This window comes from Pseudohaemophilus paraphrohaemolyticus (genome assembly GCF_003253115.1).
Classification (GTDB): Bacteria; Pseudomonadota; Gammaproteobacteria; order Enterobacterales; family Pasteurellaceae; genus Haemophilus_A; species Haemophilus_A paraphrohaemolyticus_A.
The window spans coordinates 58,426-71,108 of record NZ_QEQF01000004.1 but is presented as its reverse complement, the minus strand read 5'-3'; the positions used below and the strand labels follow the sequence as shown (position 1 = coordinate 71,108).

Genomic DNA, 12,683 nt, shown 5'->3' with positions numbered 1-12,683 from the left:
AGTGATCATTTTACGCCTGCTTTTCGCAAAAAATTTTGCTATATATCAGATTTTGGCAAAATTTTTGGAAATTGCCCTTTTTCTGTTCAAAATTTTGCAAATTCATCAGTTAAAATTTGCAAAATTGGGATGATCTCTTTAAACTTCCGGATATTTTTGTGTGTTTAATTAAAAGAACTTTGCTATGACTGAATCTCACATCCCACCTTCAACAGATACTCTTTCGCTAGGACAGCAACTCAAGCAAGAGCGCGAAGCATTGCAATTATCGATTGAAGAAGTTGCACAAAAAACCAATCTTAAAAAATCGCATATTGAATCGCTCGAAAACGATATTTTTATTTTGCAAAATGTCGCCCCCACCTTTGTGCGAGGTTATGTGCGTAACTATTTACGCTTTTTACGTTTGCCAGAAGTTCTGGCCTCAAGCGTAAACTACGGTGAGGTAAAAATTCCAAAAGAGGTATTACATAAAACCTCAGCGGGTAAAGTGGTGCAAAAATCGCAAAATTTATGGGTGAAATATCTCACTATTTGCGTGCTATTGGCTGCGATTGGTATGACGTTGCTTTGGTGGTGGCAAGATTACCAACAAGAGCAAGAAAACCGCGAACAGTTTTTGAATAATGCGGTGCCCGTTAAAACCACTCCTGCAACGCATAATGCGATTGAGATTAGCCCACAAGTGGAAACACTAGCCGAACCAACGGCTCAAACGGCAGCACAAGCGGTCGAAAATGCAGAAAATGTTGCACCTGTGACTGAATCTCAAGCTCAAGTAGCCTCTGAAACTACAGCACCTATTGCTAATGTTGAAAATAACGCACAACAAATAGCCGTGACTGCAACGGATGTATTGGCTCAACCTACGACGGGCAATACACAAAATAGTGTAATGCCAGCTGCAGAAACAGCTATCGGTAACGATGATTTACGCATTGAAATTACTGGCAAAGAGAGCTGGATTACGGTAAAAGGTAATCAGAGCAAAAAAAGCTTGGTTGAAAAATTATACAACAATGGCGAGGTGCTGACTTTCAATGGTAACGAGCAATACCGCTTAACCATTGGTGCACCTGCGAATGTAAAAATTTATTATAAAGGGCAAGAAGTGCCTCTTAAAATTGATGGTCGTGTTGCACGCATTAAACTTCCATTAGCACAATAAGGATTTCAACTAGATGTCAGCAGTACAACATTCTCCGATTAAACGTCGTGAGTCGAAAAAAATTTGGGTCGGAAAAGTGCCTGTGGGGGGCGATGCACCGATTTCAGTGCAATCAATGACGAATACCCGTACGACCGATGTTGAAGCAACCGTTGCACAAATTAAATCACTTGAAAAAGTAGGGGCAGATATCGTTCGCGTTTCCGTACCAACCATGGATGCAGCTGAAGCATTCAAAGTGATTAAACAGCAAGTGAATGTGCCACTTGTGGCAGATATTCACTTCGATTACCGCATCGCCTTAAAAGTGGCGGAACATGGCGTGGATTGCTTGCGAATCAACCCAGGTAATATCGGCAATGAAGAGCGTATTCGTGCCGTCGTGGATTGTGCGAAAGATAAAAACATTCCGATTCGTATTGGGGTAAATGCAGGCTCGCTTGAGCGTGATTTGCAAGAAAAATATGGCGAACCAACACCGCAGGCCTTGCTTGAAAGTGCATTACGCCACGTGGATATTTTAGACCGCTTCAACTTTGATAATTTCAAAGTGAGTGTGAAGGCTTCCGATGTTTTCCTAGCGGTTGAATCTTACCGCTTGCTTGCAAAACAGATCGTGCAACCACTGCATTTAGGCATTACCGAAGCAGGCGGTGCTCGTGCTGGTTCAGTAAAATCAGCCATTGGCTTGGGTTTACTGCTTTCTGAAGGGATTGGTGATACGTTACGTATTTCTTTGGCGGCAGATCCTGTTGAAGAAGTAAAAGTCGGCTTTGATATTTTAAAATCGCTCCGCATTCGCTCTCGTGGGATTAACTTTATCGCTTGCCCAACTTGCTCACGCCAAGAGATTGATGTGATTGCAACCGTGAATGCGTTAGAACAACGTTTAGAAGACATTTTAACGCCGATGGATGTGTCGATTATCGGTTGTGTGGTTAATGGACCAGGCGAAGCGTTGGTTTCTGATTTAGGCGTAACAGGCTCAAATAAAATGAGCGGTTTCTACTTGGATGGTGTGCGTCAAAAAGAGCGTTTCGATAACGATAAATTGATTGATCAGCTTGAGGCGAAAATTCGTGCTCGCGTGGCAGAACAAGCTCAACGCATTATGATTACACCAGCATAATTTAAAATTATTTTTATTTAAAAGGACAATATTGTGGCAAAAACCATTCAAGCAATTCGTGGAATGAACGATTGCGCTCCAACAGAATCCCCGTTATGGCAATGGATCGAAGCTAAAGTGCGTCACGTGCTTGCAAGCTATGGTTATTCGGAAGTGCGTATGCCAATCGTGGAAAGTACCCCGCTTTTCGCTCGTGCGATCGGTGAAGTCACCGATGTTGTGTCAAAAGAGATGTATACATTCTGGGATAATGATGAACAATTAACACTCAGACCAGAAGGCACAGCGGGCTGCGTACGTGCTGCAATTGAACGTGGTTGGATTTATAACAACGAACAACGTCTTTGGTATATGGGGCCAATGTTCCGCCACGAGCGTCCGCAAAAAGGGCGTTATCGCCAATTCCACCAAGCGGGCGTGGAAGTGTTCGGCATTGCAAATCCTGAAATTGATGCTGAATTGATTATTTTAACTGCGCGTCTTTGGAAAGAATTAGGCATCGATCAGCATGTTTCATTGCAATTAAACTCAATTGGTTCACTTGAAGCTCGAGCAAACTACCGCTCAGCGTTAGTAGCATTCTTGGAAAATCATCAAGATTTAATGAGTGATGAAGAGAAAGAACGCTTGGGAAAAAACCCACTGCGTATCTTAGATACTAAAAATGAAGTCCTTCAAGAAGTGCTAAACGGTGCACCGAAGTTATTAGATTATTTAGATGATGAAAGCCGCGAACATTTTAACCAACTTTGCAGTTTATTAGATGCAATGGGCGTGAAATATGAAATCAATCCAAAATTAGTACGTGGTTTAGATTATTACAATAAAACTGTGTTTGAATGGGTCACTTCTGCATTAGGGGCACAAGGTACCGTTTGCGGAGGTGGTCGTTATGATGGCTTAGTGGAACAACTTGGCGGGCATGCAACCCAAGGCGTTGGCTTTGCAATGGGCTTAGAGCGTTTAGTGTTGCTCGTGCAAGAAGTGAATAAAGAGATTACACTACCACAAGCGGTCGATTTATATCTGGTTTATGCAGGCGAAGGCGCAACGCTAAATGCCTTCCAAATTGCGGAACAAATACGCACCGAATTACCACAAGTGCGTGTGATGACACACTGCTCAGGCGGTAAATTCCAAAAACAATTTAAACGTGCAGATAAAATCGAAGCAAAATATGCATTAGTGATTGGCGAAAGTGAAGTGCAAGCGAAAACTGTGGTCGTGAAAGATTTACGCAATGGTGCAGAGCAAATTACCCTTAGCCAAGCTGATTTAGTCGCAACCTTAAAAACATATTTTTAATTAGGACATTTCAATGAGTAGCGAATACCTCAATAAAACAGAAGAACAGCAATTCGAAGAAGCGAAGAGCTGGTTTAGAGAAAATAGCACACCGATTTTATTAGCGATCTTTGTGTTTGCCGCAGCCAGTTTTGGCTGGAATTTCTGGAAAAGCCATCAAACCGAATCGGCTATTCAGGCTTCAATTTCTTATCAAGCTACAATGGAAGCTTATGAGCAAGATCCTGTGAAAAATCAACCGCTTGTGCAGAAGTTTTTAGATGAAGCGAAAGGCACAAACTATGCGATTTTTATGCAACTTGAAGAAGCCCAAAATGCCGTAGCAAAAGCCGATTTTGCAGTAGCGAAAAGCCTATTAGAAGCGGCATTAAATGAAGCAAAAGATCCTTCATTACAAGCAATAATTCGTTTCCGTTTAGCTGCAGTAAACTTCCAATTAAAAGAGTTTGATGCAGCATTAGCTCAGTTAGATCAAGTTAAAGATAAAGCGTGGCAAGCACGCAAACAACTTTTTGCTGCGGATGTCTTAGCGGCTAAAGGCGACAAAGAAGCGGCAAAAAGTGCTTATGAGCAGCTCAAAGCCCAAACTTCAGGACAAGAGCGTGAGTTGATTGAGTTAAAAATCAACAATTTATAAGATGTAAAGGAGATTGTGCAAACACTCTCTTTTTTTTAAAAAAATAAAATTAAATGTTGCTTATCTTTTTCATTTATAATGGGACTGTTTTAATTACATTTCTTTTTTGGAGGTCTTATGAATTATAATCAACTACTTGAACAAACCAAACAAGAGCTTTTTGGTGGCTGGAAACCTTTTGAAGCGGCTTGGTTATTGATTTTTATTGCGGCACAAATCGGTATTTATATTTACAATCCCGACTCTATTTTAGGGATGGTGTCCGGCATTTCAGGCATTATTTGCAATGTTTTCGTCAGTAAAGGGAAGATCAGTAACTACTTCTTCGGTTTGATTTTTGCCTACACTTATTTCTATATTTCACTGGGTGCGAATTTCTTGGGTGAGATGAACACCACGCTTTATGTTTATATTCCTGCTCAATTTATCGGCTATTTCTTATGGAAAGCCAATATGCAAAAAGAGCAAAATAGTGATGCGGTCATTGCCAAAGCCTTAACAGTGAACGGTTGGATTGGCTTAATTGCTTTCCTTGTCATTGGCACCTTACTTTTCGTTGAGGTGCTCAATTATTATGGCGGTAGCTCAACAGGCTTAGATGGTTTAAGTACTATTATTGTGGTTGCAGCACAAGCCTTGATGGTGTTACGCTACCGCGAGCAATGGCTACTCTGGATTGTGCTTAACATCATCTCTATTGCACTTTGGGCAGAAAATACCTCAATGTATGTGATGTATTCAGCTTACTTACTTAACTCGCTTTACGGTTATTACAACTGGAGCAAATTGCAAAAAGCAAGTGTTTAAATTTCATTTCTATTAGATTGCCAAATTCAATGTTTAATTTACAAATTATCCCCGTCAGCCCATTTCAACAAAACTGCTCAATTATTTGGGATGATAACAAAAATGCAGCGATTATCGATGCAGGCGATGATGCGGACAAAATCATTCAGTTTGTTGAATCACAAGGCTTAAAGGTAGAAAAACTACTAATTACTCACGGACATCTTGATCACATTATGGCAATTGAAAAAGTTCGCGCTCATTTTGGCGTAGAAGTTTACGGCTCACACAAAGCCGATCAATTGCTCTTTGAACAACTGCCTCAAATGTGTGAAATGTTTGGTATTCCACCAGTAAAAGGTTTTCAGCCAGATCATTGGTTAGAAGAGGGCGATAAAATCAGTGTCGGTAGTTTAAATTTTGATATTCGTCATCTACCAGGGCACGCACCAGGCCACATTGGCTTCTTCGATTTTGAGAATAAAATCGCCTTTTCTGGAGATGTACTTTTCAAAGACAGCATTGGACGAACTGACCTTTATATGGGTAGCCTTGACCTACTGCTTGAAACCATCCGTACCAAAATGTTTGATTTAGATGATGATTTCATCATCATTGCAGGACACGGACCATACACAACAATTGGGCGTGAAAAAGTGCACAATCCGTTTTTGAAGTAATTGTAGATTAGATAAGCGGTTGAATTTTGCAAAAAATTTGCAGAACTCGACCGCTTTTTACATTTTAAGATAAATAATTATTGAATATTTTTGCATATTTATGCAAAATAGAACCAATTTTTTTATAAGTATAATTTCATTTTAGATTTAAGGAATAACATATGGCACTTTGGGGCGGACGTTTTACACAGGAAGCAGATCAAAAATTCAAATTTTTCAACGATTCATTACGTTTTGATTACCGTTTAGCTCTGCAAGATATTGATGGTTCCATCGGTTGGGCGAAAGCGATTACTTCGGTTGGCGTATTAACGGAAGAAGAGCATCAACAATTAGTGGCGGCACTGAAAGAATTACGTGCAGAAATTGAGCCGAAAATTGAGATCATTTTAAAAGATGATGCGGAAGATATTCACAGTTGGGTAGAATCTAAACTGATTGAAAAAGTAGGCGATTTAGGCAAAAAATTACATACAGGGCGTAGCCGTAATGACCAAGTTGCAGTAGATATGAAAATGTGGTGTAAAGCTCAAGTAATTGTGATGCAAGAGCGTATCCGCAATTTACAAGAGAAATTAGTGCTGACTGCAGAAACGAATCAACACGCGGTAATGCCTGGGTACACCCATCTTCAACGTGCACAACCAATCACTTTTGCACATTGGTGTATGGCATATTTTGAGATGTTAGAACGCGACTACAGTCGTTTAACCGATGCGTACAAACGTATGTACACTTGCCCACTGGGTTCAGGTGCGTTGGCTGGCACAGCTTATGCGGTAGATCGTGATGCATTGGCAAAAGATCTTGGTTTTAGCATTGGCACACGTAACAGTTTAGATTCGGTTTCTGATCGCGACCACGTGTTAGAACTTCTTTCAAGTGCCTCAATCAGTATGGTGCATCTTTCTCGTTTTGCTGAAGATTTAATCTTTTTCAACAGCGGGGAATCAGCGTTCTTAGAACTTTCTGATCGCGTGACATCAGGTTCTTCATTGATGCCACAGAAGAAAAACCCTGATGCGTGTGAACTTATTCGTGGTAAATCAGGTCGTGTATTTGGTTCATTAACAGGCTTATTAACAGCACTTAAAGGCTTACCACTTGCCTATAACAAAGATATGCAAGAAGACAAAGAAGGTATCTTTGATGCGATGGAAACCTGGCAGGCGTGTTTAGAAATTGCGGCACTTGTTCTTGAAGATATTAACGTGAACGTAGAACGTACGCGTGAAGCGGCTCAACAAGGTTACTCAAATGCAACTGAATTAGCGGATTATTTGGTTGCGAAGGGCATTCCATTCCGTGAAGCGCATCACATTGTGGGCGAAGCGGTAGTATATGCCATTAGCAAACGCGAGCCATTGGAGGCGTTATCTGTGGCAGAATTTAAACAATTCCATGCTGTAATTGATGAAGATGTTTACCCAATTCTTTCGCTTGAATCTTGCTTAGAAAAACGTTGTGCGAAAGGCGGGGTAAATCCTGAATGCGTGGCGGAAGCTATTCGAACAGCGAAAGAGAGTTTAGGTGGTTGATTTTTATACCCAAAGGGCGGACTTGAGTCCGCCCTATTTTTCTATTATCAAACCTCAATTTTTTTGCTAAAATCGCCATTCTTTTGCACAGAAAAGACGCATTCTCGCTTATGAAATATAAAAATCCTTATTCTGTTCTGGTTGTGATTTATGCTCAAAATACGAGTAGAGTGTTGATGTTACAACGCCAAGATGCTCCAAGTTTTTGGCAATCCGTAACAGGCACAATAGAGGAAGGCGAGCAACCTTTGCAAACAGCGATGCGCGAAGTGAAGGAAGAAACGGGAATTGATATTTTAGAACAAAATTTAACCTTGGTGGATTGCCAGCATTCAGTGAAATTTGAGATTTTTCCGCAATTTCGTTACAAATACGCACCAAATGTCACACATAATACCGAGCATTGGTTTTTGTTGGCGTTGCCAGAAGAGATGGAACCACAATTAAGCGAGCATTTGGCATTTCAATGGTTGGATGCAAAAGAGGCACAGAATTTAACCGCTTCTCCGAATAATGCGGAGGCAATTGGGAAGTTCATTATTCAATACTGATACAAATTGTAGGTTGGGCATTCCTGCCTACCAATTAATTAAATTATCATGGTGGGCAGGAATGCTCACCTACGTTTATTTATATTTAAATTCAAGAAGGAAAACACATGGCAGGTCATAGTAAGTGGGCTAACATTAAACACCGCAAAGCAGCACAAGATGCGCAACGCGGTAAAATTTTTACCAAATTAATCCGTGAATTAGTTACTGCAGCAAAAATCGGCGGTGGCGATGTGGGCGCAAACCCGCGTTTACGTTCAGCAGTAGATAAAGCGTTATCAAACAATATGACACGTGATACCATTAACCGTGCCATTGAGCGTGGTGTGGGCGGTGGCGATGATACCAATATGGAGACCAAAATCTACGAAGGTTACGGTCCAGGCGGCACAGCGGTAATGGTGGAATGTTTAAGCGACAACGCAAACCGTACCATTTCACAAGTTCGCCCAAGCTTCACCAAATGTGGTGGTAATTTAGGGACTGAAGGTTCGGTAGGCTACTTATTCAGCAAAAAAGGTTTAATCTTAATTGCTGAAGCGGATGAAGATGCATTAACGGAAGCAGCAATCGAAGCTGGTGCAGACGATATTCAACCACAAGATGACGGCTCATTTGAAATCTATACTGCATGGGAAGATTTAGGTAACGTACGTGACGGCATTGAAAAAGCAGGCTTCAAAATTCAAGAAGCGGAAGTCACAATGATTCCATCCACTTCAGTAGATCTAGATGCAGAAACGGCACCAAAATTACTCCGTTTAATTGAGATGCTAGAAGATTGTGATGATGTACAAAACGTTTATCACAACGGCGAAATCAGCGATGAAGTCGCTGCACTTCTTTAAGGTGTAATAATAAAAAATCCCTTTCATTAAATGATGAAAGGGATTTTTGGTAAAACGAAAATTTATGTCGTTTATCGTACCGGCAAAATCAAACTCAGCGGTTTTTGTTTAAGGATTTGCCATACACATTTAGCGATACTTTCCCAGCTATCGACTGTCGCACCTAATGAGCGAAGTGCTAATGAAAGTGTAAACGAGAAACTTACCGCTAGATTAACCACGCCAATTAGCAACACAAAACCGAGGCTTTGCCAGAAAATTGCCCAACCTAAATTACCACTCATTACCGCATATCCCACATTTGCCGAAGAGAAAGCGATATGGCGAATATCAAGCGGAAGATTGAGCAAAGAGCCCACAACGCCTGTTAAGCCGAGTAGCATCCCGAAGGTAAGATTACCCACAATCGAGCCATAGTTGTTATGCATATAATTAGCAAAAACCGACCGCTTGTGTTCGCTCATGATTTTCACCAACAACGGATGATGTTGCAGTCGCATTCGTAGATTCAGATAGTTGCAACGATTATCCACATAGCCTGAAATTAAACCTGCACAGAACAACCAAACACCTGCTATCGATGCAAACCAAAGTGTGCCACCGAGAGGGTCAATACTGTGCAATTGGTAAGCGATTTGAGCCTGATCGAGCAATGGCTTACTTTCAAAATATTGGTAGCCATAAGCTATGAGTGAAGCAATCCCAACCGCTACCGTCACATTGCCAATAACCGCAATACTTTGGGAGCGGAATACATCAATCAGCAATTGTGCCAGCTTCATATTCACGGCTCGCCCTTGCGGATTTTTTCCAACGAAATCAGCAAATCGTGCGGCGGTCATTGCGGGCTGCTTGGTTGCAACAGTAAAGTGCAACATAAAAATCAGGGTAAAACCAATACCGTAATTCAGCCCTTCGGCAATACCTTTTAGCATCTTATCTTCAATCACTCCACCCAGGTAAATTTTGAACAATGCCATTAACGCAATCAGTACGCCTCCGCCAGCGGCAGAGTAGAACATCGAAAGATACTCACTTTTAGTGCGAGTAATATAATGCTCACCGTGGTCGCTAGTGTTCTGTGTGATGCTCCGTGAAAGCATACTCACGCTCTGCTTCCAAAGCGCGGAGACGCTGTGTTTATTTGCAGAAGCAATGGCTAAATTTCCCGCCAAAAGCAAAATTCGGCGTGGCAAAAATCGATTAGAAGCAAATACGTCCATCAACATCGCAAGGCGCTCAAGCGTCTGCTCCAAGCGTTCAAGCAGATAAGCCACTTCCATTGAAGAGCCCATCGCTGCCCCTTTTTTCTTCAAGCGGTCGATTAATGCCTTACTTTGGGCAAACATCACTTGCAAGTGCCCATCATCAAACAGCTCATTGCGACGGCGTGCTTCAATCCAGAGCATCACCTCATTTTGTAACGCAACAAAAGGACTATCCGCCTCAATTAAACTTGGATCTAAGCGCATCAGTTCAGGCTGCATCTCTTCAGCAGCAATCCAAATCGAAAGCATCTTAATCGAAAATAGGCCTTCCGCCCGCAAATGAGCATCCACACGATCACGTTCTCCCTCACTTGTATAACGATTAAGTAGTTTGAAAAGGCTGCTCCAATATCGCAACGGTACGCTGTTGAGCCATTCGCCATCGTGTTTATCGTTAAACAAGATGAAGAAAATATCACGAAGATCTTTTACATCTGGCACGGCAGGATTGAATTTTTCATATAAGCGTGAGCGAAATTCGCGTCTAAAACCATCACGGCTTAAAATACCGTTAGAAATCAATAGCGGATAAAGTCGCATGCTGCATAACCAACGACAAAGTTGTGATGACAAATTTTGCGTAAGTGGCTTGTTTTTCTTTAATGTTGTGATTAAAAATTTGAGTTGTAGTTCTCGGTTTTCTTCGCAACGAATCCAATGGAAAAAGCCTTTTAGCAGCTCAAAAATATTATCTTCTGCGAGTTTTTGTTCGATAAAGTGGATAAGTTCTTGTTCGGATAAATATCTTTTTTTCTTCAAATTTCTTCCTCCGTAGGTAATAGTTAAGCATAAGCTACATCCCTTTAGGATATGTAATGTACAGCCCCAAGAGGGCTGATTTATGCGTAGCCTAGTGCGATAGGCAATAAAAGCTATAGAAAAAACAAGCGGTCAAATTTACAATCTCTTTTGCAAATTTAACCGCTTGTTAATCATTTTATCAACCCTGATGGATTATGCTTTATGTGAGTCTTGGTACTCTTTCGCTGCTTTTACAAAACCTGCAAAAAGCGGGTGACCATCACGCGGTGTTGAGGTAAATTCTGGGTGGAATTGAGCTGCCACAAACCAAGGGTGATTTGGCACTTCAATGATTTCCACTAATTTACGGTCTTCTGATAAACCAGTTACTTTCAAGCCAGCGGCTTCAATTTGCGGAAGTAATGTATTGTTTACTTCGTAACGGTGACGATGGCGTTCTTCGATGGTTTCTGCGCCATATAATTCACGAGCTTTTGAGCCTTCGATTAAGTGGCATTTTTGTGCACCTAAACGCATTGTGCCGCCTAAGTCCGACTCATCGGATCGAGTTTCAACATTGCCATCTTTATCTTGCCATTCAGTGATTAAACCGATTACAGGTTGTGGACAATCTTTGTCGAATTCGCTTGAGTTTGCTTCGGTTAAACCGGCTACGTTACGAGCATATTCGATTAATGCAATTTGCATCCCTAAGCAGATACCTAAATATGGGATTTTGTTTTCGCGAGCATATTGCGCGGTACGGATTTTACCTTCAACGCCACGATAGCCGAAACCACCTGGAACCAGAATCGCATCAACACCTTCAAGCACGCTAGTGCCTTTGGTTTCCACATCTTGCGAATCAATGTATTTAATGTTCACGGTTAAGCGATTGATTAAACCAGCGTGTTTTAATGCTTCATTTACAGATTTATACGCATCTGGCAATTCGACATATTTACCCACCATACCGATGGTCACTTCGCCCGTTGGGTTCGCTTGGCGGTAAAGCACTTGTTCCCATTCAGATAAATCTGCTTCTGGGCAATCTAAGCGGAAACGGTCGCACACAAAGCTATCTAAACCTTGTGATTTTAATAATTCTGGAATGCGGTAGATTGAATCTACATCTTTTAATGAAATTACCGCACGCTCTGGCACGTTACAGAATAAGGCGATTTTTTTGCGTTCATTTGAAGGAATCGCACGATCTGAACGGCAGATCAACACATCTGGCTGAATACCAATTGAAAGCAATTCTTTCACAGAATGCTGCGTTGGTTTGGTTTTCACTTCGCCTGCAGTTGGAATATATGGCACTAAAGTTAAGTGCATAAATAAAGTTTTTTCACGACCTACATCTACCGCTAATTGGCGTAATGCTTCCAAGAATGGTAGTGATTCGATGTCGCCCACTGTACCGCCCACTTCAACAATCACCACATCACGACCTTTACCACCTTCGATTACACGTTCTTTGATTTCGTTAGTGATGTGTGGAATTACTTGGATAGTTGCACCTAAGTAGTCGCCGCGACGCTCCTTGCGTAATACTTCAGAGTAAATTTTACCGCTGGTGAAGTTGTTCGCTTTGCTCATTTTTGAACGAATGAAACGCTCGTAGTGACCTAAGTCTAAGTCGGTTTCTGCACCATCTGCTGTTACGAAAACTTCGCCGTGCTGAGTTGGGCTCATTGTGCCGGGGTCTACGTTGATGTATGGGTCAAGCTTCATAATGGTTACATTCAAACCACGAGCTTCAAGAATAGAGGCTAAAGACGCTGCGGCAATCCCCTTACCTAAAGAAGAAACAACACCGCCTGTCACAAAAATATAATTCGTTGCCATTTTATTTGCCTTTGTAATGAAAAATTGGGTTGGAAATGAATTGAAAAGTTGACATTTTTATGAAATCCCAACTATCAGGACGGGATAACAGTTTACAGCAAAAAGCCGTTTTTTGCTATCAGAAAATGTGAAAGCGGTCGATTTTGCAAAAAATTTAACAAAATTGACCGCTTGGAAAGCA

At 41.4% G+C, this 12,683-nt stretch carries 11 protein-coding genes; 9 read left to right on the top strand and 2 right to left on the bottom strand.

Annotation, left to right across the window (positions count from 1 at the left end):
- The first annotated feature begins 184 nt into the window (after positions 1–184).
- From DPV92_RS05345 to DPV92_RS05305, 9 genes are all read left to right on the top strand, one after another.
- On the top strand, positions 185–1,168 hold the full coding sequence (locus DPV92_RS05345) for a RodZ domain-containing protein (RefSeq protein ID WP_111353996.1): 984 nt from the start codon (positions 185–187) through the stop codon (positions 1,166–1,168).
- 13 nt (positions 1,169–1,181) lie between these two features.
- On the top strand, positions 1,182–2,297 hold the full coding sequence (ispG, locus tag DPV92_RS05340) for a flavodoxin-dependent (E)-4-hydroxy-3-methylbut-2-enyl-diphosphate synthase (RefSeq protein ID WP_111353995.1): 1,116 nt from the start codon (positions 1,182–1,184) through the stop codon (positions 2,295–2,297).
- Between the two features lie 33 nt (positions 2,298–2,330).
- Positions 2,331–3,602, top strand: coding sequence for a histidine--tRNA ligase (gene hisS / locus DPV92_RS05335; RefSeq protein ID WP_111353994.1), 1,272 nt, complete (start codon positions 2,331–2,333; stop codon positions 3,600–3,602).
- A gap of 13 nt (positions 3,603–3,615) precedes the next feature.
- Positions 3,616–4,239 (top strand): YfgM family protein, encoded by a 624-nt coding sequence (locus tag DPV92_RS05330; protein WP_005707854.1) that lies wholly within the window; start codon positions 3,616–3,618, stop codon positions 4,237–4,239.
- 117 nt (positions 4,240–4,356) lie between these two features.
- Complete coding sequence (pnuC, locus tag DPV92_RS05325; RefSeq protein WP_005707850.1) at positions 4,357–5,046, top strand: nicotinamide riboside transporter PnuC; 690 nt, start codon at positions 4,357–4,359, stop codon at positions 5,044–5,046.
- A 29-nt stretch (positions 5,047–5,075) separates the two neighbouring features.
- A complete protein-coding gene (locus tag DPV92_RS05320) occupies positions 5,076–5,705 on the top strand; it encodes an MBL fold metallo-hydrolase (RefSeq protein ID WP_111353993.1) in 630 nt (209 codons plus the stop codon).
- A gap of 161 nt (positions 5,706–5,866) precedes the next feature.
- Positions 5,867–7,243: an argininosuccinate lyase gene (argH, locus tag DPV92_RS05315; protein WP_111353992.1), complete on the top strand. Its 1,377-nt coding sequence runs from the start codon at positions 5,867–5,869 to the stop codon at positions 7,241–7,243.
- A gap of 110 nt (positions 7,244–7,353) precedes the next feature.
- Positions 7,354–7,794: a dihydroneopterin triphosphate diphosphatase gene (gene nudB, locus DPV92_RS05310; RefSeq protein ID WP_111353991.1), complete on the top strand. Its 441-nt coding sequence runs from the start codon at positions 7,354–7,356 to the stop codon at positions 7,792–7,794.
- 107 nt (positions 7,795–7,901) lie between these two features.
- Positions 7,902–8,642 carry a YebC/PmpR family DNA-binding transcriptional regulator gene (locus tag DPV92_RS05305; protein ID WP_111353990.1) on the top strand — a complete coding sequence of 247 codons (741 nt, stop codon included), beginning with the start codon at positions 7,902–7,904 and terminating at the stop codon, positions 8,640–8,642.
- Positions 8,643–8,713: 71 nt separating this feature from the next.
- Here DPV92_RS05305 and DPV92_RS05300 read toward each other — a convergent pair whose 3' ends face one another.
- Together DPV92_RS05300 and pyrG are read right to left on the bottom strand one after the other, a co-directional pair.
- Positions 8,714–10,669: a site-specific recombinase gene (locus DPV92_RS05300; protein WP_111353989.1), complete on the bottom strand. Its 1,956-nt coding sequence runs from the start codon at positions 10,667–10,669 to the stop codon at positions 8,714–8,716.
- 195 nt (positions 10,670–10,864) lie between these two features.
- Positions 10,865–12,502 carry a glutamine hydrolyzing CTP synthase gene (pyrG, locus tag DPV92_RS05295; protein ID WP_111353988.1) on the bottom strand — a complete coding sequence of 546 codons (1,638 nt, stop codon included), beginning with the start codon at positions 12,500–12,502 and terminating at the stop codon, positions 10,865–10,867.
- Between the last annotated feature and the right edge of the window lie 181 nt (positions 12,503–12,683).

Coding starts and splice junctions, on each gene's coding strand:
- DPV92_RS05345 (WP_111353996.1), top strand. CDS start 185: ATGACTGAATCTCACATCCCACCTTCAACAGATACTCTTTCGCTAGGA.
- ispG (WP_111353995.1), top strand. CDS start 1,182: ATGTCAGCAGTACAACATTCTCCGATTAAACGTCGTGAGTCGAAAAAA.
- DPV92_RS05330 (WP_005707854.1), top strand. CDS start 3,616: ATGAGTAGCGAATACCTCAATAAAACAGAAGAACAGCAATTCGAAGAA.
- pnuC (WP_005707850.1), top strand. CDS start 4,357: ATGAATTATAATCAACTACTTGAACAAACCAAACAAGAGCTTTTTGGT.
- DPV92_RS05320 (WP_111353993.1), top strand. CDS start 5,076: ATGTTTAATTTACAAATTATCCCCGTCAGCCCATTTCAACAAAACTGC.
- argH (WP_111353992.1), top strand. CDS start 5,867: ATGGCACTTTGGGGCGGACGTTTTACACAGGAAGCAGATCAAAAATTC.
- nudB (WP_111353991.1), top strand. CDS start 7,354: ATGAAATATAAAAATCCTTATTCTGTTCTGGTTGTGATTTATGCTCAA.
- DPV92_RS05305 (WP_111353990.1), top strand. CDS start 7,902: ATGGCAGGTCATAGTAAGTGGGCTAACATTAAACACCGCAAAGCAGCA.
- pyrG (WP_111353988.1), bottom strand. CDS start 12,502: ATGGCAACGAATTATATTTTTGTGACAGGCGGTGTTGTTTCTTCTTTA.